The 23,655-nt window shown below is 68.2% G+C and carries 25 protein-coding genes and 1 pseudogene; 8 read left to right on the top strand and 18 right to left on the bottom strand.

All coding sequences use genetic code 11. The annotated features are described in order from the left end of the window. Positions 1-197 precede the first annotated feature (197 nt). A complete protein-coding gene (locus ACGF7Y_RS09705) occupies positions 198-1,097 on the top strand; it encodes a cutinase family protein (protein ID WP_393233098.1) in 900 nt (299 codons plus the stop codon). Positions 1,098-1,162: 65 nt separating this feature from the next. On the opposite strand, the gene ACGF7Y_RS09700 is transcribed toward ACGF7Y_RS09705, so the two are convergent. The 3 genes from ACGF7Y_RS09700 to ACGF7Y_RS09690 all read right to left on the bottom strand — a co-directional run bounded on the left by ACGF7Y_RS09700 (position 1,163) and on the right by ACGF7Y_RS09690 (position 2,836). Then, positions 1,163-1,495 carry a hypothetical protein gene (locus ACGF7Y_RS09700; RefSeq protein WP_393231484.1) on the bottom strand — a complete coding sequence of 111 codons (333 nt, stop codon included), beginning with the start codon at positions 1,493-1,495 and terminating at the stop codon, positions 1,163-1,165. Positions 1,496-1,742: 247 nt separating this feature from the next. Continuing rightward, positions 1,743-2,108 (bottom strand): hypothetical protein, encoded by a 366-nt coding sequence (locus ACGF7Y_RS09695; RefSeq protein ID WP_393231481.1) that lies wholly within the window; start codon positions 2,106-2,108, stop codon positions 1,743-1,745. A gap of 113 nt (positions 2,109-2,221) precedes the next feature. Beyond that, positions 2,222-2,836: a histidine phosphatase family protein gene (locus ACGF7Y_RS09690; RefSeq protein ID WP_393231478.1), complete on the bottom strand. Its 615-nt coding sequence runs from the start codon at positions 2,834-2,836 to the stop codon at positions 2,222-2,224. Positions 2,837-2,923: 87 nt separating this feature from the next. On the opposite strand from ACGF7Y_RS09690, the gene ACGF7Y_RS09685 reads away from it, so the two are divergent. After that, positions 2,924-3,502, top strand: coding sequence for a Uma2 family endonuclease (locus ACGF7Y_RS09685; RefSeq protein WP_393231475.1), 579 nt, complete (start codon positions 2,924-2,926; stop codon positions 3,500-3,502). Positions 3,503-3,574: 72 nt separating this feature from the next. Here ACGF7Y_RS09685 and ACGF7Y_RS09680 read toward each other — a convergent pair whose 3' ends face one another. After that, the gene (locus tag ACGF7Y_RS09680; RefSeq protein WP_062967019.1) at positions 3,575-3,787 is read right to left on the bottom strand and encodes a hypothetical protein; all 213 of its coding nucleotides are present in this window, start codon (positions 3,785-3,787) and stop codon (positions 3,575-3,577) included. Positions 3,788-3,887: 100 nt separating this feature from the next. Next, positions 3,888-7,211 carry a bifunctional lysylphosphatidylglycerol synthetase/lysine--tRNA ligase LysX gene (gene lysX / locus ACGF7Y_RS09675; protein WP_393231472.1) on the bottom strand — a complete coding sequence of 1,108 codons (3,324 nt, stop codon included), beginning with the start codon at positions 7,209-7,211 and terminating at the stop codon, positions 3,888-3,890. Between the two features lie 302 nt (positions 7,212-7,513). Here lysX and ACGF7Y_RS09670 point away from each other — a divergent pair, with 302 nt between their 5' ends. After that, positions 7,514-7,732 carry an RNA-binding S4 domain-containing protein gene (locus ACGF7Y_RS09670; protein ID WP_393231471.1) on the top strand — a complete coding sequence of 73 codons (219 nt, stop codon included), beginning with the start codon at positions 7,514-7,516 and terminating at the stop codon, positions 7,730-7,732. Positions 7,733-7,782: 50 nt separating this feature from the next. Here ACGF7Y_RS09670 and rraA read toward each other — a convergent pair whose 3' ends face one another. From rraA to ACGF7Y_RS09625, 9 genes are all read right to left on the bottom strand, one after another. Next, positions 7,783-8,322: a ribonuclease E activity regulator RraA gene (rraA, locus tag ACGF7Y_RS09665; RefSeq protein ID WP_393233096.1), complete on the bottom strand. Its 540-nt coding sequence runs from the start codon at positions 8,320-8,322 to the stop codon at positions 7,783-7,785. Positions 8,323-8,865: 543 nt separating this feature from the next. Next, complete coding sequence (locus ACGF7Y_RS09660; RefSeq protein WP_393231469.1) at positions 8,866-9,231, bottom strand: DUF5313 family protein; 366 nt, start codon at positions 9,229-9,231, stop codon at positions 8,866-8,868. Between the two features lie 50 nt (positions 9,232-9,281). After that, positions 9,282-9,656 carry a DUF5313 family protein gene (locus tag ACGF7Y_RS09655; RefSeq protein ID WP_040864169.1) on the bottom strand — a complete coding sequence of 125 codons (375 nt, stop codon included), beginning with the start codon at positions 9,654-9,656 and terminating at the stop codon, positions 9,282-9,284. Between the two features lie 183 nt (positions 9,657-9,839). Beyond that, on the bottom strand, positions 9,840-10,295 hold the full coding sequence (locus ACGF7Y_RS09650) for an SRPBCC family protein (protein WP_393231466.1): 456 nt from the start codon (positions 10,293-10,295) through the stop codon (positions 9,840-9,842). 101 nt (positions 10,296-10,396) lie between these two features. Next, a complete protein-coding gene (locus ACGF7Y_RS09645; protein WP_393233093.1) occupies positions 10,397-11,305 on the bottom strand; it encodes a CopD family protein in 909 nt (302 codons plus the stop codon). Positions 11,306-11,355: 50 nt separating this feature from the next. Continuing rightward, positions 11,356-11,895, bottom strand: coding sequence for a copper resistance CopC family protein (locus ACGF7Y_RS09640; RefSeq protein ID WP_357040794.1), 540 nt, complete (start codon positions 11,893-11,895; stop codon positions 11,356-11,358). Then, on the bottom strand, positions 11,892-12,551 hold the full coding sequence (locus ACGF7Y_RS09635; RefSeq protein WP_393231463.1) for a YcnI family protein: 660 nt from the start codon (positions 12,549-12,551) through the stop codon (positions 11,892-11,894). The genes ACGF7Y_RS09640 and ACGF7Y_RS09635 overlap by 4 nt, the downstream gene beginning before the upstream one ends. Before the next feature lie 37 nt (positions 12,552-12,588). Continuing rightward, the gene (locus ACGF7Y_RS09630) at positions 12,589-13,125 is read right to left on the bottom strand and encodes a hypothetical protein (protein ID WP_393231460.1); all 537 of its coding nucleotides are present in this window, start codon (positions 13,123-13,125) and stop codon (positions 12,589-12,591) included. 14 nt (positions 13,126-13,139) lie between these two features. Continuing rightward, positions 13,140-13,784: a DUF6474 family protein gene (locus tag ACGF7Y_RS09625; protein ID WP_040864172.1), complete on the bottom strand. Its 645-nt coding sequence runs from the start codon at positions 13,782-13,784 to the stop codon at positions 13,140-13,142. Positions 13,785-14,042: 258 nt separating this feature from the next. Between ACGF7Y_RS09625 and ACGF7Y_RS09620 the strand changes: the two genes are divergently transcribed. The 3 genes from ACGF7Y_RS09620 to ACGF7Y_RS09610 all read left to right on the top strand — a co-directional run bounded on the left by ACGF7Y_RS09620 (position 14,043) and on the right by ACGF7Y_RS09610 (position 18,672). Then, positions 14,043-15,692, top strand: coding sequence for a TM0106 family RecB-like putative nuclease (locus ACGF7Y_RS09620; protein WP_393233090.1), 1,650 nt, complete (start codon positions 14,043-14,045; stop codon positions 15,690-15,692). Positions 15,693-15,719: 27 nt separating this feature from the next. Continuing rightward, a complete protein-coding gene (htpG, locus tag ACGF7Y_RS09615; RefSeq protein ID WP_393231457.1) occupies positions 15,720-17,678 on the top strand; it encodes a molecular chaperone HtpG in 1,959 nt (652 codons plus the stop codon). A gap of 175 nt (positions 17,679-17,853) precedes the next feature. Next, complete coding sequence (locus tag ACGF7Y_RS09610; RefSeq protein WP_393231454.1) at positions 17,854-18,672, top strand: class I SAM-dependent methyltransferase; 819 nt, start codon at positions 17,854-17,856, stop codon at positions 18,670-18,672. 61 nt (positions 18,673-18,733) lie between these two features. On the opposite strand, the gene ACGF7Y_RS09605 is transcribed toward ACGF7Y_RS09610, so the two are convergent. After that, positions 18,734-19,501 (bottom strand): SDR family NAD(P)-dependent oxidoreductase, encoded by a 768-nt coding sequence (locus ACGF7Y_RS09605; protein ID WP_040864299.1) that lies wholly within the window; start codon positions 19,499-19,501, stop codon positions 18,734-18,736. Here ACGF7Y_RS09605 and ACGF7Y_RS09600 point away from each other — a divergent pair. Then, positions 19,476-19,904: pseudogene (locus tag ACGF7Y_RS09600) on the top strand (TetR/AcrR family transcriptional regulator); the annotation flags it as partial. The gene ACGF7Y_RS09605 and the pseudogene ACGF7Y_RS09600 sit on opposite strands and share 26 nt — an antisense overlap. Positions 19,905-20,217: 313 nt before the next feature. Here the strand turns inward: ACGF7Y_RS09600 and ACGF7Y_RS09595 are convergent. From ACGF7Y_RS09595 to ACGF7Y_RS09585, 3 genes are all read right to left on the bottom strand, one after another. After that, on the bottom strand, positions 20,218-20,994 hold the full coding sequence (locus ACGF7Y_RS09595) for a TMEM165/GDT1 family protein (RefSeq protein WP_393231451.1): 777 nt from the start codon (positions 20,992-20,994) through the stop codon (positions 20,218-20,220). Between the two features lie 290 nt (positions 20,995-21,284). Then, positions 21,285-21,812 carry a peptidase gene (locus tag ACGF7Y_RS09590; RefSeq protein WP_357040772.1) on the bottom strand — a complete coding sequence of 176 codons (528 nt, stop codon included), beginning with the start codon at positions 21,810-21,812 and terminating at the stop codon, positions 21,285-21,287. 309 nt (positions 21,813-22,121) lie between these two features. After that, entirely contained in the window at positions 22,122-22,745 is a 624-nt protein-coding gene (locus ACGF7Y_RS09585) for a superoxide dismutase (RefSeq protein ID WP_039794275.1), read from the bottom strand. A gap of 191 nt (positions 22,746-22,936) precedes the next feature. Here ACGF7Y_RS09585 and msrA point away from each other — a divergent pair, with 191 nt between their 5' ends. Next, positions 22,937-23,617, top strand: a complete 681-nt coding sequence (gene msrA / locus ACGF7Y_RS09580; RefSeq protein WP_393231448.1) for a peptide-methionine (S)-S-oxide reductase MsrA — start codon at positions 22,937-22,939, stop codon at positions 23,615-23,617. Positions 23,618-23,655: the final 38 nt, after the last annotated feature.

Raw genomic sequence — 23,655 nt, 5'->3', positions numbered from 1 at the left:
TCGAATGGCATTGCGGCGTTCGTGGCTTTATTGTGATCTCCGGCGTGCTGCTGATCTTGGGATGCGGTATATGGGTGCACGTCATACCGGTCGGGTGATCGTTGTTCACCCGGCGTGCACTGAAACGACATCCGGTGAGGTCAGCATTGACGCGGCAACTCGGCGGGAAGTTCGACGAGGGCGAGGTTTGGAGCGGTATGCAGTGGAAGAAGGTCGTCGCGGCTCTGGGCGCGTCCGCGACCGTGATGTCCGGCTTGGTTTTCGGCAGTGGGTCGGCGAGCGCCGCTCCCGGTTGCCCGAGCCTGTACGTGGTGGCGATCCCGGGTACCTGGGAGACCGGGCGGGACAAGACCCCGCAGCCCGGCATGCTCGCCGGCGTCACTCGGGGGCTGCCCGGTTCCGCGGAAGTCGACTACGTGACCTACGCCGCGACCGCCTTCCCTTGGGAAGGTGAGATCTACGGCAACTCCAAGAAGGAGGCGGTCGACAACGCGCGCGGTCTGATCGCGAACATGGCGCAGCGGTGCGGCGCGACCAAGATCGCGCTGGTCGGCTACAGCCAGGGTGCGGACGCCGCCGGTGATCTTGCCGCCGAGATCGGCACCGGCCTCAGCGTCGTGCCCGCCGATCGCGTCGCCGGTGTCGGCCTGATCTCCGATCCGCGCCGGTCGCCCACCGACGTCCAGGTCGGCCCCGTCGCTCCTGGCGCGGGCGCGGGCGGCCCCCGGGTCGGCGGCTTCGGCTGGGTCAGCGATCGCACCCGCACCATCTGCGCGCTCGACGACCTCTACTGCGCGACCGCGACCGACGACTTCGTCACGCGGTTCGCCGGTTTCCTCGCCCAGGCGTCGGACGCCAACCCCGCCAACATGTGGCGCTACCAGATCGAGGCGGGCAACATCCTCGGCGACCTGATGTCCTCGGGCGGTGTCCCGGTCCTGCAGGCGCAGCTGACCGACTCGGCCACCCAGCAGCGGGCCAAGGACCTGGAACGCTTCTACAAGTCGCAGTCCCACACCCTGTACGGCAGCTACCCCGTTGGCGGCGGTCAGACGGCCATCTCCTGGATGCACAACTGGATCGCGGGCATGGCCTGAGCCCCCGCTGAAACCCAAGGCCCACCTCCGAACTCGGAGGTGGGCCTTTTCGTTGGGCGGAACGACTAGCTCGAGCCGGTCGGCGGCAGGACATGCTCGAACTTGTAGAAGTGCCGTGGGCCATCCGGCCCGGGGCCGCCGTCCGGCCCACAGCCGGGGCGGTCGTCCGGCCCACGACCCGGCCCGTCATGCCGTTCGTGACGTTCGAAACGACGGGGCCCGCCATCGACGTCGGCGCCCTGCTGCGGCGCGTCCACCAGCTGTACCTGGCCCTGGTCGGCGGGGGTTTCGGCGGACGCGGTCGACGCGAGGGCCGCGAGCGGGACGGCGATCAGCGCACCGGCCACGGCGACCCGGGCCAGACGCCGCAGCGGCGTAGCGGTTTTGGAGAGCGACACGGAATTCCTTTCTCTCGAGCCGTGAACCACTGTCGGGAGCGGCTCACCGGTCCTATCGAAGATTCCGTCACTGGGACACCGGTGCGACAGGCCTGGCAATCGGCTGTGAATGCGCCGGGGTGATATTGCGGGGCACTAGATCCCGAACTCGGCCGCGCTGGCGAGCGCCGTGTGCAGCACCGTCCACTCGCACAACAGGGCCCAACTCCGAACCCGGAGATGGGCCCTTCTCGATGTGGCGGTCGGGCTAGCTCGACCCGGTGGGCGGCATGAACTGCTGCTGCGGGCTGTCCTGCCGTGGGCCGTCGTTCGGGCCGCGGCCAGGTCCATTGTCCGGTCCGTGGCCGGGCCCGTTGTCCGGTCCGCGCCCCGGACCGTCGTTCTGCCCATGGCCCGGGTCGTTACGCCGTTCGTCATGTGCGGACTGGCGCGACCAGTCGTCGTGGTCGGCTACCTGCTGCGGTGCGTCCACCACCTGTACCACGCCCGGGGCTGCCGGAGTTTCGGCGGACGCGGTCGACGCGAGGGCCGCGAGCGGGACGGCGATCAGCGCGCCGGCCACGGCGACCCGGGCCAGACGCCGCAGCGGCGTAGCGGTTTTGGAGAGCGACACGAAGTTCCTTCCTTTCGGATCGTGGGCCGCTGTTCGGAGCGGCTCACGTGTCCTATTTCAGATCTTGTCACTGGCAAAGCGATGCGACCGGCCTGGCACTCGGCTGTGAATGGTCAGCGCGGGCCGATATTGCGCGGCAACAGATCCCAGACGTGCCCGTTCTCGTTGACGGTTGCGGCCGTGCGGCGTCCCGTCCGGGAGAACAGGATCCTGGTGATCGAGCAGTAATCGATGGGGAAGGTCAGCGGCCTTTCCAGCCCGAGGACCTCTTGCAGCAGCACGTTGATCACACCGCCGTGCGCGAACACGACCACGGTGTCCGCCGGATCGGTGGCCGCGACGACATCGGAGACGGCGGCGTGCACCCTGGCCTTGAATGCCGCACCGTCGACCTGCACCGGAAGATGCCCGGCCTTGATCCGGTCATAGGCGTCGCGGAATTCGACCTTGGCGTCCTCGATGGGGATGTAGGCGGGCAGATCGCGATCGTATTCGGCGAGTCCATCGATGACGTCGACGCCGAGACCCAGCTTCGCGGCGGTCGGCGCCGCCGTTTCCCTGGCCCGGCGCTGCGGGCTGCTCACCACACGGGAGATCCGGTGATGACCGAGCGCCGCGGGCACCCGCTCGGCTTGCTCCACCCCGACCGGGGCCAACTCCGGATCGGCGGGCCCACTCGAACTCGACATCCGGACGGGCTGAGCGTGGCGAACGAGAATCAACTGCACCCGCCCCACTCTGCCGCATGCCCACGACTCACTTCATCCGGCCCGTGGTCTCGATGACAGGCACATTCGGGGTGACATACTCGAAGCATGAATGTCGAGCCGTTTCCGCAGTGGCTGCGCCCGCCGCCGGGCGGATTTGTCGCCGAGGATCTCGACCGCCTGCCAGACCTTCCCCCGCACACCGAGTTGGTCGACGGGAGTCTTGTCTTCGTGAGCCCGCAGGCGAAGTTCCACATGCTGGTGATCACACTGTTCGACTCCGGACTGCGCCGTCTGGCTCCGGACCACCTGCGGGTGCGGCGGGAAATGACCGTGACACTCGGCCGGGACCAGCGCCCGGAGCCGGGCCTGATCGTCATCCAGGCCGAGCGCGACGGCGGTCCGGAACTGACCTCGTATGGGGCCGATGACGTCGTTCTCGCCGTGGAGGTCGTCTCCGCCGAATCGCGCACGCGCGATCGGGAGCGCAAACCGCAGCTGTACGCCCGCGCGGGAATCGCTCACTTCTGGCGAGTCGAGAACGCGGACGGCCGCCCGGTCGTCTACGTCTACGAACTGGATCCGGCCACGAAGACCTACGCGCTCACAGGGATTCACCACGATCGCCTGAAGCTGACCGTGCCGTTCGATATGGACATCGATCTGACCGAGATCGATCGACTCTGAGCCGGTCGGTAGACAGCGCGGGAAACGACGGCCCGGTTCGCTTCGCGCGAGCCGGGCCGTCGATGTCTGCCGCTAGGTGTTCTTCTTGCGCTTGGTCAGCAGGTAGATGCCGCCGATGATCAGCGCGACCACCAGCAGGCAGCAGATCGCGCCGATGATCAGGCCGCCCCCGCCCCTGCTCTTCTTCTTTTTGGCGGCCAGCTCGAGCGCGGAGTTCCACGTGTCGGGGCTGGCCCATACGGTGTGGTCCAGCAAACTCGCGTTCGTCAGCAGGTCAAGGTACATATTCGAACCCCTTACGGTGTAGCGGCCTCCTCCCGGGGCCGAATCTCCAAGGGTAGCGGCCCGATTCACTCGAGGAGACCCTTCCACGACGAAGCCCCGGTCAGCGAGGTTTCACCAGGGGGAACGGCAGTGTCTCGCGAATGCTGCGTCCGGTGATCAGCATGACGATCCGGTCCACGCCCATGCCGAGCCCGCCGGTCGGCGGCATGGCGTGCTCGAGCGCCTGCAAGAAGTCCTCATCCAGCTCCATCGCCTCGGGATCACCGTTGGCCGCGAGCAGCGACTGCTCGGTGAGCCTGCGGCGCTGCTCCACCGGGTCGGTGAGTTCGCTGTAGGCGGTGCCGAGTTCGACGCCCCAGGCGACGAGGTCCCAGCGTTCGGTGACGCCGGCGATGCTGCGGTGCTGCCTGGTCAACGGGGACACCGAAGTCGGGAAGTTGATGTAGAACGTCGGCTCCTCGGTACGGGATTCGACCAGGTGCTCGTACATCTCCAGCACCACCTGGCCCGCGTCCCAGCCGTGCTGATAGGGCACCCCCGCCTTCTCACACAGTTCGCGCAACTCCTCGACCCCGGTCTCGGGGGTGATCTCGGCTTCGATCGCCTCCGACACCGCGCCGTGCACCGTCCGCACCCGCCACTCGCCGGAGATGTCCACCTCCTCGAAGGTCCCGTTCCCGTTGGGCCGCAACGCCACCATGGCGCCGTTGGCCGCGATCGCGGCGTTCTGGATCAGCCTTCGGCAGGTGTGCATCATGCGCTCGTAGTCGCTGTGCGCCTCGTAGGCCTCGAGAATGGTGAACTCGGGGTTGTGGCTGAAATCGACGCCCTCGTTGCGGAAGGTCCGCCCGATCTCGAACACCTTCTCCATACCGCCGACGCACAGCCGCTTCAGATACAGCTCGGGTGCGATCCGCAGGTACAGATCGAGGTCGTAGGCATTGATGTGCGTGACGAACGGCGTGGCGTTCGCGCCGCCGTGCACCTGTTGCAGGATCGGCGTCTCCACTTCCAGGTAACCCAGGGAATTCAGGGAGTCCCGCAGCGAGCGCACCACCGCGCTCCGCTTGGCCAGCACCTCGCGGATCTCGGTGTTGATCGCCATGTCCACATAGCGCTGCCGCACCCTGGCCTCGGGATCGGCCAGCCCTTTCCACTTGTCCGGCAACGGGTGCAGGCACTTGCCGAGCATGTGCCAGTCCGCCGCGAGCAGCGAGAGCTCACCGCGCCTGCTCGCACCGATCTGTCCGCTCACCTCGATCAGATCGCCGAGATCGAAGAACTCGCCGAACTCGGCGCTGCGTGCGGCGCCGACCCGGTCGCGATCGATGACCAGCTGGATGTCGTCGGTCCAGTCCCGGACCACCGCGAAGATCACGCCACCGTAGTCGCGGATGCGCAGCAGCCTGCCGCACACCCGGACCGTGGTGCCGCGCGGGGAGCGGCGCGCATCGGCGACGGTATGCGTCGGCGGGTAGGCCACCGGGTAGGGATCGATGCCGGATTCGGCCAGGCGCGCCAGCTTGTCCATGCGCACGCGGACCTGTTCGGGCCTGCGCGGAAGCTGCTCCGCACCGTCGACCTCGGCGATGTCCGGCGGGCTGCCGTCCGCGTGCAGGCCCGTCACCGTGGCGGGAACCGCCGTGTGCTCGCCGGTGTGCGTCGCGGTGTCGGGCTCCTTGCCGAACCGCGGCAGGAAGCCCTCCGCCAGCGCGCTGGCCATCGCGACGCGCGGAAGCTGCCTGCGCTCCTCGAACAGGAAGAACCGGGGCACCCAGTACGGCTGATACTTCACATTCGAGCGATACAGCGCCTCGAGCTGCCACCAGCGGGAGAAGAACAGCAGCACGCCGCGCCACAAGCGCAGTACGGGACCGGCCCCGATCCGGCCGCCCTCCTCGAACACCGAGCGGAAGACCGCGAAGTTCAGCGACACCTTGGTGATGCCGTGCTGCTCGGAATTCAGCGCGAGCTGCGAGATCATCAGCTCCATCACACCGTTGGGGCCACCGGGGTCGCGGCGCATCAGCTCCAGCGAGACACCGGTGCGGCCCCACGGAACCAGCGACAGCATGCCGAGCACCCGCTCCTGCGGGTTGACCGCCTCCACCAGCAAGCAGTCGCCGTCCAGCGAATCGCCCAGCCGACCCAGCGCCATGGAGAACCCACGCTCGGTCTCGGTGTCGCGCCAGGCATCGGCGCGGGCGATGATCCGGGCGAATTCCTCGGTGGGGATATCGCGGTGCCTGCGGATACGGACCGCCACGCCGTGCTTGCGCAGCCGGTTCGCGGCCTGCCGCACCGGCTTCATCTCGGGCCCGGCCAGTGAGAAGTTCCTGGTGTCCAGGATGGCTTCGTCGCCGAGGCGCAACGCGGAAAGTCCCGCCCGCCGGTACGCCGTCGCACCGAGTTCGCTCGCGCCCATCACCGCCGGAGCCCACCCGAATTGATCGGCCTGGCGCAGCCAGGCATCGATCGCCTGCGGCCATGCCTCGCGGATCCCGATCGGATCCCCACTGGCGAGGCAGACACCCAGTTCCACCCGGTAGGTCACCGCCGCCTTGCCGCTGGGCGCGAACACCACCGCCTTGTCCCGGCGGGTGGCGAAGTAGCCGAGGGAATCCTCCACGTCCGAACGCTCCAGCAACCCGCGGATGGCCGACTCGTCGGTGCCGGTCATCGCGTTCGCCGCCCGCTGCGAGCGCAGCAGGATCACCACCGCGGCCAGCAGCGCGACGGCGCCGAACAGGCCGAGCAGGAAATTCACGAACGGCGGCGGATGCCCGTCGAAGTGCTCGTTGTCCGCCAGCACCGCCGCGGTCACGCGGTAGATCGCCCAGCCCGGGCGCTGCACACCCCGCGGGAGACTGCCCGGGAACAATTCCACCAGGCCCCAGCCGAGCAGCGCGCCGATCGCGAGGCCACCCGCCAGCACACCGAGCGCCTTCCACCCCGCGCCGCGGCGCACCTTGGTGTAGAACTCCGGCCATGCCGCGATGAGCACACCGATCACGGCGAGATGCAGCACCATCGCCACCAGCGCGTGGATACTGCCCCGGTCGGCGAAGGTGACGCCGTTGACGATCGTGTAGATCGCGAGGTAACCGGTCAGCAACCACCAGGCGATCCGTTTGCGGCTGGATATCGCGCCCGCCGTCAGACCGACCACCAGCGCCCACATCAGGTTCGTGTCCGGCGCGTCGAAGTAATAGGTATCGATATAGCGGCGCGGCACCTGGGTCAGGAAACGCAGTCCCGGCGAGAGGCTCCAAAGGAAGCACAGCGCCGCGAATACACCGAGCGTCAACCCCGCGATATGCGGCACTTCCGAAAGTCGTCCGTGACCCCGGTGGGGAACCGGCGGAGTCGGTTTATCCGCGCGTGGTGCGGTGTCGAGGTGTTGCTGGGCTTGCGTGGAGGTCACGGAACCAGTGTGTACGTGAGTGTGTCGGATTTGCCAAGCCTGCGGCGCGCGTGTTTGTGCGGTGTTTGCGCGGGCGGACTTCTTCGCGGCGTGTTCCTCGCCGGGCGGAGCCGAACGCCGACTTTCCCGATTCCGCGCTGACCTGGGCGGAGTAGCCGATCAAATCGGCGGGAATTCGACGCATACGGTTCGACGGTGGGATTTCCGCGCGGTGCGGAAGGTCCCGCTCGAGTTGCCCGGAGATCGCGGAGGGGATGGGGCGGTGTCCGGCGAGTTCGGATGGGGGAGTAAGTATTTACTTCATGTCGGAACCAGTCGAAGTGCCGATCGATGACGACGTTATTCGGCTCGGCCAGTTTCTGAAGCTGGCCAACCTGATCGAATCCGGTTCGGAGGCGAAGACGGTGATCGCCGCCGGATTGGTGCGGGTGAACGACGAGGTGGAACTGCGGCGCGGGCGGCAACTGCACCCCGGCGATGTGGTCGCGATCGCCGGTCACAAGGCGATCGTTTCGGCCTGATCGCGGGATCGTGCGGCGGCCGGAGCGATCCGTGCGCGCCGCCGAGCCGCTCAGTCCTCGGCGCGCACGACGATGCCGTCGTGGTCGCTGTAGAGCACCTCGCCGGGCACGAAGGTGACCCCACCGAACTCGACCGGCACATCGCGCTCGCCGCTACCGGTCTGCGTGCTCTTACGCGGGTTGGTGCCCAGCGCCTTGATGCCGATGTCCAGGGTGCGCAGGATGGCGGAGTCGCGGACCGCGCCGTTGACGATGACGCCTGCCCAGCCGTTCTCGACGCCGCGCCCGGCGATGATGTCACCGACCAGCGCCGTGTGCACGCTCGCGCCGCCGTCGACCACCAGCACCTTGCCCTCGCCCGGCTCGCCGAGCGTCTGCTTCACCAGCAGATTGTCCTGGAAGCAGCGGATGGTGGTGATGCGTCCGGAGAACGCCGCACGTCCGCCGAACTGGATGAACTGCGTGTCGCAGCTGCGGATCTCCGGGCCGATCTCGTCGGCCAGGTCGGCGGTGGCGATTACATTCTGCGATTCGGTCACGGTGTCTATTTTTCCAGCGCCTGCGGCGCTGGGTGTTCGCGGCCCCTTCATGGCTCGCGTCCGAGCGACCACCACTTGCTCCTTCGTCGCCTACGCGGCGGCCACTCGGACGCGAGCCGGGCCGTGTTGGTTTTTCCAGCGCCTGCGGCGCTGGGTGTTCGCGGCCCCCTCTTGGCTCGCGTCCAAGCGACCACCACTTGCTCCTTCGTCGCCTACGCGGCGGCCACTCGGACGCGAGCCGGGCCGCGAACGGGGCATGCCTCGGTCTCGCTTCGCTCGGAACCGGGAGTTGAGCCGGTTGGGTGGCGTGGGGCCGGAAATCGCACTAGCTGGGGCTCAGAGCTGTCTCGGGCGTTTGCTTCTTCAGCACGAGCGCCGTGGTCCCGGAGGGATTCGGTGAGCGCTCGAAGTCGGGGTTCAGGTCTGGGGCTCGCGGGGTTGCTGCCACAGCCAGTGCATAAGTCGTGGTGACTGGCCCGGGGGCGGCGGAGGCGACTGTCGACGATCAAGCGGTCAGGGACGCGGGTAGGCGGCCAGGTGCACGTGCTTCGCCCTCGCGCGTGGTTTCTCGGCGCGCGGAGGGAGGGGGCGGAGCTATCGGTGGCCGTAGCGCAGTTCGTACAGTTCGCGGTCGTGATCGGTGCACTTGCCGTGGTCGACCAGGTCGGGGCTCAGGCCGTGCTGGATCAAGCGGTAGCGGCGCCAGACGTAGCTGAGCGCGACCGTGAAGACGATCAGCGGGACGATCATCATCACGATCAAGCCGATCTTCAGGGGCAGCGGTCCGGGGAACAGCAGCACCAACGCGAAGAACGGGATGATCGGCCCGATGAAACGGACGAGATAGCGCTCCATGGCCCCGTGGCCGACGAGGTCGTGGGTGACCCACTCGTGCAGCTCCTCGGGGAGCTCTCGGCCCAGGTCGTAGGCGATTCGCTGCCCAAATGTGGGGGTTTTCATGCTTCTAGGCTATGCCTGTGGTATAAGTCACCGCTAGATGTCGGCGGGCCTCAGGCGCGTCCGTGCCTGCGCTCGTAATCGAGGCGGTCGCGCTCATCGCGGCGTCGGGCGTCGGCGTCGGCGAGCGCGGGGTCGAGACCATGCTTGATCAACCGGTGGCGCCGGTAGACGTACAGCAGCGCCACCGTGAAGTAGATCAGCGGGATGTACAGCAGCGCCATCATCGCCAGACCCATCCACAGCGGGCCGGGCAGCAACAGGAACAGCATGAGCACCGGGAGCACGGGCACCAGGAACCGCAGCAGATAACGCCGCGTAGCGCCGGGCCCGACCAGATCCTCCCGCACCCATTCGGACATCGATTCCGGCAGCGTGCGGCCGAAGACGTAGCCGATCCGCTGTCCGAACGAAGGTGTTGCGCTCACGACTCCAGCATCCCGACCCCGCCACCACCGGCGCAACCGATCCCACCGCGCCGCGAGCGACATGGCATCCCGAGGCGCTCGGCCGGCGCCATTGGCCTCGACCGACCGCGACCATCGGGTCTGGGGGCGGCCCTCCGGACAAACACGGTGTTGCGCCGCAGGCGCGGCAAATCGAACAACGGATCAGACCGAGCCCGCGTGGAATGCGGCGATCTGGGTCACCAAGTTGTGCGCGGTGTGCTGCACGGCGATCTTGACGAACGGCTCGATGGTCTTACCGAGGGCGCGGCCCGCCAGGCCGCCGGGCACCCGGTAGTCCACGATCGCGTCGACGGTGCACAAGCCCTCACCCTTGTCGTGGAACAGGAACGTGGACTCGACGTCGAAACCCTTGATGGACTCGACGCCGATCGCGAAGTCCTTCTCCCAGCGAACCACTCGGATCCGCGACTTCAGCGAGGCGGGCCCCAGCTTCATGTGCCCGTCGAACACGGCCCCGACACCTTCGGTCTGCTCACCGACCGGGGTGAAGGACTGGATGCCGTACAGGAATCGCGACAGGTTCCGATAGTCGTTCACGTAGGCGAACGCGGACTCCGCCGAGGCCGAGCAATCCTCGACGATCTTCACTTCGGTCATGCGCAGACCATAACGGGTGCGGTCGGACGTAGTCCGTCCTCAGCCCGCGCATGGCCGGAGCGAAGGCGGAGGTACGCATAACCGGGCCCCGGCGGTACGGCTCAGGCTGTCACCGCCAGGGTCGCGGCGAGCCCGAAGGCCAGCGCCATCACGACCACCTCGGCTACCGCGCGGCGCAGCGAGTCCTTCGCGTCCATCCGGTGATCCGCCGCCTTCGGCACCCAACTGCGCCGCCACCACCAGCCGAGGGCGAGCAAACCGAGCAGCACCACGGTCTTGGCGAGCAGGATCCGGCCGTAACCGGTGCTGAAGAACGGGGTCACCCCTCCGACCCGGATCAGTCCGTTGAGCAGCCCCGTCACCGCCACGACCGCGACCAGGGGCAGCGCCACCGCCGAGTACTTCGGCAGCACGACCGCCCACTCACCGCGGGTGCGCACGACCAGCGCCAGCGCGATCAGCAACCCGAACCAGGCGCCCGCCGCCAGGGCGTGCACCGCCGCGAGCACGGAGCCGAACGCCTGCTGCGACATGTGCCCGGTGATCGGCCGCAATGCCAGCGCGACCGCCGCGAACACCAGGACGAGGTCGGCGGAGGCGGACCCGGGCCGCCGGAAGGCCAGCGCCGAGCCACCGGCCACCGTGGCGACGCCGATCAGGATCGCGATCCCGACCTGCCCACCGCTGACGTCGACCAGATAGGTGCCGAACTCCTCGGCGCCGAGTTCGCGCACCGGAACGCCGACCACGTCGGCGGCCTCGAAGACCAGCACGGCGAACTCGGCTACCGCCCAGACACCGGCGAGCACCGCCAGCAGCCGCCAGGGTGTGAGCATGCGCGGCGCGACCCTGGGCAGCGCGGCCAAGCCGAGCGCGGTCGCCCCGACGCCGTCGGCCACCACCCGGACCACGGCTTCCCCTGGCAACGGGACCGGCCGGATCAGAACCCAGGCCAGCGCGACGCCCAGCAGTCCGGCGGGGACGGTCAGCAGCAGCACGGGCCATGGCATTCGGCCGGGAGCGCGCCGAGCGCCACCCCGGCCGCCGATCTTCACGCCGTTCACCGCTTGGAGTCGCGGTTCCTGCCGCCGAACAACGCGAACGCGAGCCCGCCGCCGAACAGTACGACCGCGCCGACGATGAACACCCACAGCGGGATGCCGTCCGAGCCGTCCGAGCCGTCCTTGGCCTTCGCATGGGGTTTCGGTCCCGGCGTGCCGTTGCCCGGCTTGCCGAGCGTGAAGTGCCGCTTGCCGCTGACCGGGTGCCCGTCGGCCGAGGTCACCCGGTAGGCGATGGTGTACTCGCCGACCGGCCCCAGCTCGCCCAGGGCCACGCTGACCGTCTTGCCGTCGACCACCGGATCACCCTTCGACCACAGATTGCCGTCCGGCCCGACGACGGTGAGCGACGGGAAGCTGGGCTGCAGTTCCTCGTTGAACGTGACGCTCGCGCGCTCCGGTCCTGCGTCGACGGTCGCGTTGTCCTCCGGGACGCTTCCCGTCGCCGCGGAGTGTGCGGCGGCGACTCCCGTTGCGGCGATACCGAATCCGAGCAGGAACAGTCCCGCCACCACGGCGGCGAGGAGACGGCGGGTCATGCGCGCCGCCCGCGGATCACGTTGCCGAGGCCGAGCGCGACACCGAGTAGACCGAGCGCGAGACCGATCCCGCCCAGCCAGCGGGCCGTCTCGTCGTCGTGGTCGTCGTCGTCCGCCTCGGCTTCGCTGCTCACCTTGTGCCCGTCCGGCGCGTGGGATTTGCCCGCGGTCAAGCTCACCGAGGGAGCCGGATGTTCGGGTTCGTCGCCGTCCTTGCCGACCGGCTGATCCCAGCTGACCACCTTGCCGTCGGAGTAGGTCTGCTTGGCGGGGAAACCGACCGAATCCAGGGCGGGCAGCGGGCCGACGGAGACCGCGAAACGCTGGAACTGACCGGGCGGAATGCCCGGTGCGCCAGGGTCGGCGGTCCAGGTGATCGCGGTGACCTCCTTCTTGTCGTTGCGTTCGACCTTTGCCGACCATCCGGGAATCGATTCGGTCCGAGCCGATTTCAGGTTGGGCAGAGTGATGGTGAGCGCCGTGGTGCTCGCGGTGTCGGATTCGGTGGGCACTCGGAAGGTGGCGACGGTGTATCCGCCTTGGGTCGCGCCGGGAGCGTCCACCGTGACGTGGGCCGCGGCGGTACCGCCTGCGAACAGGGCGAGTGCCGTTGTGGTGACCGTCGTCGCGACGGCGCGCGAGATCGAGCTGTGCATGCTGAAGCCTCTTGTGCGAAGGGAAAGGTGTCGGGGATCAGACCGACACCGGCGGCGCGCGCGGACCGAGCGCACCGAGCGGAGCACAGCGATGGGGCAGGAGACCGGGATCCGACCAGGGCGGTGAACCGGCGATCCGCGCGGGGCGCGGCGGAGCGAATATCGCGCGCAGGGCGGCGGAGGCTGCGGTGTAGAGCCGCTCGGTGAGCACGATCAATGCCGCGCAGCCGACCGTCGCGGCGGTGTGCGCGAGCAGCATCCATCCGGCCGGCAGCGGGAAAGCCGTTGTGGGCGAGCCGGTCCCGGGGTGGTCGTGACCGAGCAGAACCGACAGCGCGGCGTGGCTCAGCAGCTGGCCGGCGCCCAGCAGCGCGGCCATGACGGACGGGCGCGTGCACGCCCGCACGGCTCCCGCGGCCGAGCCGGCCACGGCGGCGATCAGCAACAGCAACGTCAGCTCGGTGGAGCCCGGCGCACCGCCACCCGCCGCCCCGTGCGCCGCCACGGCCAGCACGCCGACCAGCACGCCGACCAGGCCACCACGCAGGTGGCCGGTGATCGGGTGCGGGGGCATCGAGACAGGGAGGGTCAGCGCACGCCGAGCCGGGCCAAGATGTCGGACTCGATCCCGGACAGCTCGTGCGAGATCGACGTGTGCACCGAACGGCGGCGGTTGGCGGGCATCTGGTCGGCGGTGTGCACGGCGGCTGTCAGGCTGCCGAGGCGATCCTTGGTGGCGGCGACGAACTTCTGCGTCTCGCCTTTGTCCTTGCCGTTCTGCGCGCCGATCTTCAGCAGTGCCGCTTCGGCATTCGTGATACGCGCCTGCAGCTTGGCGCCGTGTCCGGTGAAGTCGCCGAGCTGGTCGACGCCAACGCCGAGTTGCTGGGCGCGGCGGGTGTCGAGCTGCCCGCGCAGGAAGGTCGCGCCACGGTAGGCGAGCGGAGCGAGCACCGGGATGAGCACACGCGCCACGCCGAGGTACTTCTTCACCTGGCCTGCGCTGAACGGATCGCGCTCGGCCTTGGCGGCCGCCTTCAGCGCGGCTTTCTCCTCCGCCTGGAACGCCGCGATCTGCGCCTTGGCGACCTTGCGCTGGGTGCGGGCCTCGGCGCGGCGCGCTTTGCGGTCGTTCTTCGCGGCGAGCCTGGCCTCGATCGCGGCCTTGTGCTTGAGGGCTTTCGCCTCGGCCCTGCGGCTCGGCCGCCGCTTGCGCTTCGTGAACAACCCCATCGAAGGCCCTCCGTCATGCTGGTTCGCCATGGCAGTACGACGCCGGGGAAGCCCGTCCGCCCATGTCACACGCTTTGCCGCCACCCTATCGGGTCCGCCGCGTCCGCTGCGAGGGTAGTGCGGCCCAGGCGCTGGAATTCAACACTGTCGGGGGTAGGGACCATACTGCTTAGCGTGGATTCGGACATCGGTGACCAAGACGGTCTCAAGCGCGACGGAACGGCCGTCGATCGGGCCACCGGCGCGCCGACCGCCTTCATCGATGCCAGGGCGCTGATCGGCTGCCGCCATCGCCTGCGTCTGGACGCTACGCACCCCGACGCACTGGTGGGCATTTCCGAGGACGCGGGTGTACGCCAGCGCCGGGATGCCGCGGTCGCGCACCGCGCCCGGGTGCGCGACGCGCTGGTCGGCGCCGACCCGGACGCCTGGGTGGTGATCGATCCCGGACTGCGCGCCGCCGAGCGCGCCGAAGCGACGATGCGCGCGTGCGAGATCGGCGCACAGCACATCTGGGGCGGCCTGCTACCGCAGGAGCCGGACACCGGCAGGCGCGGAGGTGCGGAGATCCTGCTGCGCGACGCCGATCGCGGCGGGTACATCCCGATCATCGTGGTGAACCACAAGGTGACCGATCCGCGTCAACCCGAGCGGGCCGACTTCCACCCCGTCACCTCGGACCCCTATCGCTGGAATCCGCAACCGGATCCGCACCGCAAACTCCGTCAGCAGCCGCGCGACCAGCAGCGGCTCGCCCATCTGCACCGGATGCTGCAACGGCACGGCCTGGCCAGCCCCGCGCTGGTCGGCGGCGTGATCGGCTTCGACTTCGATCGCATCCTGGTGCACGATCTGGCTCCGCTGCTGGCCGACTACGACCGCCGCTACGCCGACCGGATCGCGGTGGTGCGCGGCGAGCTGCCCACCATCCCCTCCAAAGTGCCCGAGTGCAGGCAGTGCCCCTGGTGGACGCGTGGGGTCGATGGGCCGAGCTGCGAGGGCTGGCTGATCGAGCATCGCGACGTCAGCCTGGTGGCGCCCGGCTCCCGAGCCGAGGTACTGCGCAGGCACGACATCGAGACCATCGACGAACTCGCCGCCTGGGTGGGCGAGGAACCCGAGGACTGGCAGCACGGCCCGTTCGACGAGGCCGTGGTGACGGCGCGGGCGTGGATCGCGGGCTCGCCGCTGGTGCGGCGGGTCGAGCAGGTGCGAGTGCGACGGGCGGACGTGGAGGTCGACGTCGACTTGGAGAGTTTCCAGGAATACGGCGCGTACCTGTGGGGCACGCTGCTCGACGGCGTGTACCGCCCGTTCGTCACCTGGGATCCGTTGCCCACCGAGGACGAGGGCCGCTCCTTCGGCGAGTTCTGGACCTGGCTGATGACGGTGCGCGCGGAGGCGGCCGCGACCGGCAGAACGTTTGCCGCGTATTGCTATTCGCGCACGGCGGAGGACAAGTGGCTGTACGAATCGGCGCGCCGGTTCGCGGGACGCCCGGGCGTGCCGACGGTGGAGCAGGTGCGCGCGTTCGTGGACGGGCCGCAATGGGTGGACATGTTCCAAGCCGTGTCGGACCAGTTCATCTGCCCGAACGGCAAGGGACTGAAGAAGATCGCGCCGGTCGCCGGGTTCTCGTGGCGTGATCCGGAGGCGAGCGGCGAGGCGTCGATGAGCTGGTATCGGCTCGCGGTCGGTTACGACGGCGCCGCGCCCGACCAGACCCAGCGCACCCGTTTGCTGGAGTACAACGAGGACGACGTGCGCGCCACCCAGGTGCTGCGCGAATGGATGACCACCCGTGCCGACGAAGAGGTTCCCGGTCTCGCCGACTTCCGGCCGGTTACCGATCCGCGATCGCACGGTGTCGTCCCGGATTACGCCTCGGTGCCACCTTCGGCCACGTAGTCCGAGCGCGGCGGTACCATCGCCGACGTGACAGAGCACGTCGAACAACTCGAGTTCCAGGCAGAGACACATCAGCTGCTCGAGCTGATGATCCATTCCGTCTACTCCAACAAGGACACCTTCCTGCGGGAGCTGATCTCGAATTCCTCCGACGCGCTGGACAAGCTGCGCCTGGAGTCCTTCCGGGACAAGGATCTGCACGTCGACACCTCGGACCTGCACATCGAGCTGGGTGTCGACAGGGACAACCGGATCCTGACCGTACGGGACAACGGCATCGGCATGTCGCGCGCCGAGGTCGTCGACCTGATCGGCACCCTCGCCAAGTCCGGTACCGCCGAGCTGCGCAAGAAGCTGAACGAGGCGAAGTCCGAGGCCGCGGCCGAGGAATTGATCGGCCAGTTCGGCATCGGTTTCTACTCGACATTCATGGTGGCCGACAAGGTCACGCTGACCACCCGCCGCGCGGGGGAGACCACCGGCACCCGGTGGGAGTCGAGTGCGGGCAGCTCCACCTACACCATCGAGGAGCTGGAGGAGGCCCCGCAGGGCACGTCGGTCGCGCTTCATCTCAAGCCGGTGGACGAGGAGGATCACCTCTTCGACTACACCCTGGAGTGGAAGCTGCGCGAGATCGTCAAGAAGTACTCCGACTTCATCGCGTGGCCGATCCGGATGCAGGTGGAGCGGACCGTCACCGAGGGCGAGGGTGAGGACGCCAAGGAGACGACCATCCTCGAGGACCAGACGCTCAACTCGATGAAGGCGCTGTGGACGCGTCCCAAGAGCGAGGTCTCCGAGGAGGAGTACAAGGAGTTCTACAAGCACGTCAGCCACGGCTGGGACGATCCGCTGGAGATCATCCCGTTGAAGGCCGAGGGCACCTTCGAGTACCAGGCGCTGCTGTTCATCCCCTCGCACGCGCCGTTCGACCTGTTCACCCGCGAGCACAAGCGCGGTGTGCAGCTCTACGTCAAGCGGGTGTTCATCATGGACAACTGCGAAGAGCTGATGCCGGAGTACCTGCGCTTCGTCAAGGGTGTGGTTGACGCGCAGGACCTGTCGCTCAACGTCTCACGCGAGATCCTGCAGCAGGACCGGCAGATCCAGATGATCCGCAAGCGCTTGGTGAAGAAGGTGCTGTCCACGGTCAAGGATTTGCAGGGCGCCGAGGACCAGACCAGCTACCAGACGTTCTGGAAGGAATTCGGCCGCGTCCTGAAGGAGGGCCTGCTCTCGGACTTCGACAACCGCGAGACCATCCTGCAGGTCTCCTCGTTCGCCTCGACGAACTCCGAGACCGAGCTGACCACGCTGGCCCAGTACGTGGAGCGGATGCCCGAGGGGCAGGACACGATCTACTACATGACCGGCGAGACCCGCCACCAGGTCGAGAGCTCCCCGCATCTGGAGGCGTTCAAGGCCAAGGGCCGCGAGGTGCTGATCCTGACCGACCCGGTCGACGAGATGTGGGTCGGCTCGGTGCCGGAGTTCGACGGCAAGGCGTTCCAGTCCATCGCCAAGGGCGAGGTCGACCTGGAGACCGAGGAGGAGAAGAAGGCCTCCGAGGCGCTGCGTGAGCAGCAGGACAAGGACTTCGCCGAGGTGCTGACGTGGCTGGGCAAGACGCTCGAACAGAACGTCAAGGAGGTGCGCCTGACCAACCGGCTCACCACCTCCCCGGCCTGCCTGGTCGGTGACGTGTTCGACTTCACGCCGATGCTGGAGCGGATGTACCGCGCCTCGGGTCAGGCGCTGCCGGAGAGCAAGCGGATTCTGGAGCTCAACCCGACCCACCCGCTGGTCACCGGCCTGCGCGACGCGTACGCCGCCAAAAAGGAGGAGGCCGAGGCCGGCACGGCGACCGAGCTGTCGGAAACCGCCGAACTGCTGTTCGGCACGGCGGTGCTCGCCGAGGGCGGTGAGTTGAAGGATCCGGCGCACTTCGCCCACATCCTCACCGATCGGCTGACCCGGACGCTGTGAACCCGCCCGCGACCGGAGGACCACGTCGAGGTTCTCCGGTCGCGGCCGGTGCGGCCGGCGACGTTTCGGCCATTTCTCGGTTACGGTGACCGTCGAGATGGCATATTCGCAGGACTGGGGAGTATGCCCCCGGGTGGCGCGGTTAGATGTGGATGCCTGAAAGGATCGTCACAACATGTCCGCAAACCCGCTTGCCGTCGCCGAGCCATGGGATCTCGTCGCCGACGGGTACGCCGAGTTCGCGCCAAGCATCATGCGACCGTTCTCGGCGCGGGCGCTCGAGTTCGCCTCGCTGTCGCCGGAGTCGCGCATTGTGGATGTCGCTGCGGGGCCGGGCACCCTCAGTTTGCTTGCCGCAGGCCATGTGGCCGAGGTCGAGGCGATCGATTTCTCCGAGCCGATGATCGCGCGCTTGGCGAAGGACGCCGCTGCCGCCGGGTGGACGAATGTCCGCGCGCGGGTGGGCGACGGACAGAATCTGCCGTACGAGTCCGACCGGTTCGACGCCGGGTTCTCCATGTTCGGCCTGATGTTCTTCCCTGACCGCGCTCGTGGCTTCGCCGAACTGTTCCGGGTGCTGCGACCGGGCGGCACCGCGGTGGTGTCGAGCTGGGCGCCGATCGCCGATTCACCGCTGATGCGGATGATGTTCGGCGCCCTGAGCGCCGCCGACCCGAACATCCAGGAGCCGCAACCGAACTTCTTGAGCCTGGAGAATCCCGAGGTCTTCGAATCCGAGATGCGCGGCGCGGGTTTCGAGGCGGTGTCCATCCAGCGGCATTCGATCGCCCTCACCTTCGGCAGCCCCGAGGAGATGTGGGAGGCCATGGTGCGCAGCAGCGCCCCGTTGGAGCTCATGCGCCACAGTGTGAGCGCGGAGGTCTGGGGTCGGCGCGCCGCCGTCATGAAAGCGTTTCTCGCCGAGAAGTACCGGCCGAACTATCCGTTGTCCACCACGGCCTATCTCGGCATCGGGCACAAGCCGCAGGCGTGAAAGACGGCAGCGCGCGGCCCTTCCAGGGAGGGCCGCGCGCTGCCGGAGTAGCGCAGCGTAATCAGCGCGGCGCCATGCGCAGCGCGCCGTCCATGCGGATGGTCTCGCCGTTCAGGTAGTCGTGCTCGACGATGTACTGCGACAGCTGCGCGTACTCGTCCGGACGGCCCAGGCGGGACGGGAAGGGCACCCCCGCCTCGAGACCCTTGCGGTATTCCTCGGTGACGCCGGCCAGCATCGGGGTGTCGATGATGCCGGGGGCGATGGTGTTGACCCGGATGCCGAACTGGGCCAGGTCACGCGCGGCCGGAACGGTCATGCCGTGCACGCCGCCCTTGGAGGCCGAGTAGGCGATCTGACCGATCTGGCCCTCGAACGCCGCGACGGAGGCGGTGTTGATGACGACGCCGCGCTGGCCGTACTCGTCCACGGCGTCGGTCTTGGCGATCGCGTCGGCGGCCAGTCGCATGACGTTGAAGGTGCCGAGCAGGTTCACCGTGATGACCGTGCGGAACAGCTCCAAGTCGTGCGGGCCGTTCTTGGACAGGATGCGGCCCGCCCAGCCGACGCCGGCGCAGTTGACCACGATGCGCAGCGGCGCGCCGGACTCGACGACCTGCGCGACGGCTGCGGCGACCTCGTCGTTGCTGGTGACATCGGCGGGAATGAGGGTGACCCCGGCGGGCACGTTGTCGCCCGCGCGCTCGATCGACTGCGGTACATCGAGCCCGAAGACGGTGGCGCCCAGTTCGGCGAAGCGCTTGGCGGTGGCGGCGCCGAGGCCCGATGCGCCTCCGGTGACAATGGCGGCGGAACCCGAAATCTCCACGATGGTCCTCTCGTTCGTGACAGCCAGTTGGCCTTTCGTCAATTGCACCCTAACCGGTGCGCGGCGCGCGGCCCTGCACGGCTCCCGCGACTCGTTCCCGCCGCGCACCCTCTTCGACCGGCCTGCGGACCCGACCGCGCAGAATGAAGCAGCCCAGTTCAGCTCGACCGAACACCGGAGTCACCGCATGACCGAATCGGCCCTCAGCGCACGTCTGCCCCGAGGCAGGCACGGCCTTACGCGGGAGCAGGTGATCGCCTCGCAGCGCGAGCGGATCCTCGTCGCGACGGCGGAGGCCATGGCCGAGAACGGGTATATCGGAACCTCCGTCGCGGCGATCCTGAAACGGGCGGGCGTGTCGCGGGAGACCTTCTACGAGCAGTTCCGGTCCAAAGAGGACTGCTTCGAGGCGGCCTACGAGCGTGCGGTGCAGCTGTTGCTCGACCGGATCGCCGAGGCCACCGGGACGGAAGACGAGGCGGACGCCATCACTCGCATGGACCGGATCCTTCGCGCCTATCTCCAGTATCTGGTGGACGACCCGGCCAGCGCGCGGCTGTTCCTGGTCGAGGTCTTCGCGGTGGGCTCGGCGGCGATCGCGCGCCGGGCCCGGCTGCTGGAGCGGTTCGTCGAGTTGATCGCCGACGTGCTGGACGCTCGGACCGAGCCGCAGCGCTTCGCTTGTCGGGCCGTGGCCGCGGCCATCGGTTCGATGGTCACCGCTCGGATCGCGGCAGGGGACGTGGGCGGTCTGCCCGCGCTGCGAGAACCGCTGCTGGATCTGCTGCGCCGGGGTGGCGGACTATATGGAGCCGCGCTGGACTCGTGCGGCGAGCAATCCGCGTGAGCAGCAGCGCCGCACCGGCCAGCGCGGGAGTCAGCGCCGCGAGTCCGGCGACGGCGGCGCCGCCGAGGGCCGGTGCGGTCGCGCCGAGCAGGGTCGCCGAGCCGAAGTAGAGGAAAAGCAGGCCCGAGCCGATGCCGATGGCGTGTTCCGGCAGATGCTTGCCGACCAAAATACCCACCGCGATGGCGAGCGCGTCGGCGGCGACCATGCCGATGGTCGAGCCGAGCCAGACGCCCACCCAGTCGTAGTCGGTGGCCAGCGCGGCGGTCGCGAACATGGTGCGATCGCCCAGTTCGGCGAGCAGGAAGGCGGAAAGCACCACGAAGAACGGCGCTCCGGCGGCCTTCGGCGTCTTCGGTGCGGGATCGTCGTCGCCGGTGCCGAAGTGTTCGCGCAGGGTCCACAGTCCGACGGCCAGGAAGGTGACGGCGGCGACCAGCGCGATAGCTCTGGTGGGCAGGGCCGCGCCGAGGAAGTGACCGACGCCGACCGAGATCAGGTGGACCGCGGCGGAGGCCGTCGCGATACCGCCCAGCACCACCCACCAGCGATAGCGCAGCGCGAACGTCAGCGCCATCAGCTGGGACTTGTCACCCAGTTCGGCGAGAAAGACGATGCCGATGCTCAGCAAGACGGTGGCGATCATGTGTGGCGGTTCTCCCAGGTCTCCGGCCTGCCGGTCGGAGACGCGGGGCTCCGGCCGACAACGAAATGGTTGTCCAGGCCGAAGGTCTCGCCCACCGGACGGATGCCGGTTCACACAGCCGGACCCGCCGGTGGGCCGGAGGGTCAGTATGTCGACTGCGTGATTGGGGGCTACTCCCCTTCGCTGTAGCCGACTCTACCCGGCGGAACCGGCTCCTGCCAACCCGCTGTCATCGAAATCGCTATGCGCACAATAAGTTTGGCGATCCAACCGGTGAATTTCGGTTACCCTCACGCGGCCAGCAGCATAGCCAGAACCGCGGTGTCGGGATCGCTGATCGGGTCCAGTCCGACCCGGCTGACCAGCGAAGTGATCGTTCCGTCCGACTCCGCTTCCACCCACGCGGCACGGTGCTCCAGCCCCAGATGGGGCACGCCGGGCAGCAGCACGCAGCCGGACGCCGCGCCGGCGCATTCCGGCAGCGAGGGTCGGGTTTCGGAAGGAGGATGCAACATCAGCAGCGCCGGTGGCACATGCTCGGCGAAGTGGCCCGGCTCGACGGCTTCCTCGCCCAGCACCGGACCTTCGGCCAGCACCAGGCCGACCGTGCCGGGCGCGGGATCGTCGGGCAGGTCCTCTCGGACCCCGAACACCGTCGAGGTCGTCAGCAACCCGGGTAGCGTGGCCACGCGCACGGCCAGGACCAGCACCTGAGCCCACTCCTTGGTGGTGTCCGGCCAGCGGCCGGAGATCAAGAAGCCACGCAGCGACCCGCGCGAATGGAACGGCGTGATGCCGATCGGTTCGTTCGTGCGCATTTCTGCCTCCCGTTGTCGAACCCGGGGGCGACCTTGCCCGTCCCTTTTTGGTGTGGATCCCGAATATGAACCACGAGTCACCTGGCACACAAGTACCAAAGAGTGCCAATCGGACAGTCGGACGGAGATCTGCGGGCAATCGGGCTGCGCATGCGTCGGATCCGGCCCCACCTCGTGGGGTCCGAATTGCTCGTCACCGGGCAAGGTCCTCGGCAAAGTACTCGCGTCACCGGGAAACAGAACGGGCCCGCGAATCCGGCCGCGCGTGGCGGCCGGATTCGCGGACCCGGTTCCGGTGCTCGATCCGGCTCAGCCGAAGATGAGGCCCTTGGCCTGCGAAGTGGCCTTGGCGAAGCGCTCCTGCACGTCGGCCCAGTTGACGACGTTCCAGAAGGCGGTGACGTAGTCGGCCTTGACGTTCTTGTACTGCAGGTAGAAGGCGTGCTCCCACATGTCGACCTGCAGCAGCGGGATGATGCCCAGCGGGACGTTGGCCTGCTGGTCGTAGAGCTGGAAGGTCAGCAGCTTCTGGCCGAGGGTGTCGAAGCCGAGCACCGCCCAGCCCGAGCCCTGCAGACCGTTGGCCGCCGCGGTGAACTGCGCGCGGAACTTGTCGAACGAACCGAACTGGTCGTCGATCGCCGCGGCGAGTTCGCCGACCGGCTTGTCGCCGCCGTTGGGGGAGAGGTTCTTCCACCAGATGGAGTGGTTGACGTGCCCACCCAGATGGAACGCGAGGTTCTTCTCGTGCAGGAAGATGGCGCTGTGATCGCCCGACTCGCGAGCGGCTTCCAACTTCTCCAACGCGGTGTTCGCACCGGCGACGTACGCGGCGTGGTGCTTGGAATGATGAAGCTCGTTGATCTGCCCGGAGATGTGGGGCTCCAGGGCGCTGTAGTCGTAATCCAGATCTGGCAGCGTGTACTCAGCCACGATGTCCCTTCCTATGTCGGGCCGGTTGTGCCCGTTGTTCCGAGCACAGCCAACCATCATTCGTACACCCGGTCGATTCCAACTCGGGCCCACGCCCGCACATTCCGGTGACGCCGCTCACAGCCTGCGGGTCGCGCACCGTCACATCACGCACATCGGCCCCACTGGAAACGCACGCGTAGCATCGAACCATGTCGTGGTACGACGAACTAGTGGGGCGTCTGAGCCTCCCCGAACCCGTCATGATCGCACCCGAGCGAGCCCTGCCCGGGCGGGCGGAGCCGCTCGACGTGCCGGATACCCACTACGTCAATGGTCACCCGATCCACCCGCCGTTTCCCGAAGGGTTTCAGCTCGCGGTCGTCGCGATGGGCTGTTTCTGGGGCGCGGAAAAGGGCTTCTGGGAACTCGACGGCGTCTACACCACGGCGGCCGGCTACGTCGGCGGATACACGCCCAACCCCACCTACGAAGAGGTGTGTAGCGGACGGACGGGACATACCGAAGCCGTGCTCGTCGTGTTCGATCCCGCGGTGATCGACTACGCGGGCATCCTCCGGCACTTCTGGGAGAACCACGATCCCACCCAGGGTATGCGTCAGGGCAACGACCGCGGCACCCAATACCGTTCGGCGGTCTTCACCTTCGGCCCGGAGCAGGCCGATCTCGTGTGCTCGACGGCCGAAGTGTATGGCAAGCGCCTGGCCGCGGCGGGGTACGGGCGGATCACCACGTACATCGCGCCGCTGCCCGGCTTGGCGGCCTTCTACTACGCCGAGGGCTATCACCAGCAGTATTTGGCGAAGAACCCCGGCGGATATTGCCCGGCGCACGCCACCGGAGTGAGCTGCCCGGTGGGCACGGGCGCCTGAGCGCCCCGACACGAAAAACCGCACATCCGGTCGGGCGG

Source organism: Nocardia sp. NPDC047654 (genome assembly GCF_043205035.1).
Lineage (GTDB): Bacteria > Actinomycetota > Actinomycetes > Mycobacteriales > Mycobacteriaceae > Nocardia.
Note: the sequence above shows the minus strand (reverse complement) of the source record. Positions and strands in the feature narration are given on the sequence as shown.

Excerpts from the sequence above, each read along its gene's own strand:
- ACGF7Y_RS09705 (WP_393233098.1), top strand. The coding sequence starts at position 198 with ATGCAGTGGAAGAAGGTCGTCGCGGCTCTGGGCGCGTCCGCGACCGTG.
- ACGF7Y_RS09685 (WP_393231475.1), top strand. The coding sequence starts at position 2,924 with ATGAATGTCGAGCCGTTTCCGCAGTGGCTGCGCCCGCCGCCGGGCGGA.
- ACGF7Y_RS09680 (WP_062967019.1), bottom strand. The coding sequence starts at position 3,787 with ATGTACCTTGACCTGCTGACGAACGCGAGTTTGCTGGACCACACCGTA.
- ACGF7Y_RS09670 (WP_393231471.1), top strand. The coding sequence starts at position 7,514 with ATGTCGGAACCAGTCGAAGTGCCGATCGATGACGACGTTATTCGGCTC.
- rraA (WP_393233096.1), bottom strand. The coding sequence starts at position 8,322 with ATGAAGGGGCCGCGAACACCCAGCGCCGCAGGCGCTGGAAAAATAGAC.
- ACGF7Y_RS09660 (WP_393231469.1), bottom strand. The coding sequence starts at position 9,231 with ATGAAAACCCCCACATTTGGGCAGCGAATCGCCTACGACCTGGGCCGA.
- ACGF7Y_RS09650 (WP_393231466.1), bottom strand. The coding sequence starts at position 10,295 with ATGACCGAAGTGAAGATCGTCGAGGATTGCTCGGCCTCGGCGGAGTCC.
- ACGF7Y_RS09645 (WP_393233093.1), bottom strand. The coding sequence starts at position 11,305 with ATGCCATGGCCCGTGCTGCTGCTGACCGTCCCCGCCGGACTGCTGGGC.
- ACGF7Y_RS09640 (WP_357040794.1), bottom strand. The coding sequence starts at position 11,895 with ATGACCCGCCGTCTCCTCGCCGCCGTGGTGGCGGGACTGTTCCTGCTC.
- ACGF7Y_RS09635 (WP_393231463.1), bottom strand. The coding sequence starts at position 12,551 with ATGCACAGCTCGATCTCGCGCGCCGTCGCGACGACGGTCACCACAACG.
- ACGF7Y_RS09630 (WP_393231460.1), bottom strand. The coding sequence starts at position 13,125 with ATGCCCCCGCACCCGATCACCGGCCACCTGCGTGGTGGCCTGGTCGGC.
- ACGF7Y_RS09625 (WP_040864172.1), bottom strand. The coding sequence starts at position 13,784 with ATGGGGTTGTTCACGAAGCGCAAGCGGCGGCCGAGCCGCAGGGCCGAG.
- ACGF7Y_RS09610 (WP_393231454.1), top strand. The coding sequence starts at position 17,854 with ATGTCCGCAAACCCGCTTGCCGTCGCCGAGCCATGGGATCTCGTCGCC.
- ACGF7Y_RS09595 (WP_393231451.1), bottom strand. The coding sequence starts at position 20,994 with ATGATCGCCACCGTCTTGCTGAGCATCGGCATCGTCTTTCTCGCCGAA.
- ACGF7Y_RS09590 (WP_357040772.1), bottom strand. The coding sequence starts at position 21,812 with ATGCGCACGAACGAACCGATCGGCATCACGCCGTTCCATTCGCGCGGG.
- msrA (WP_393231448.1), top strand. The coding sequence starts at position 22,937 with ATGTCGTGGTACGACGAACTAGTGGGGCGTCTGAGCCTCCCCGAACCC.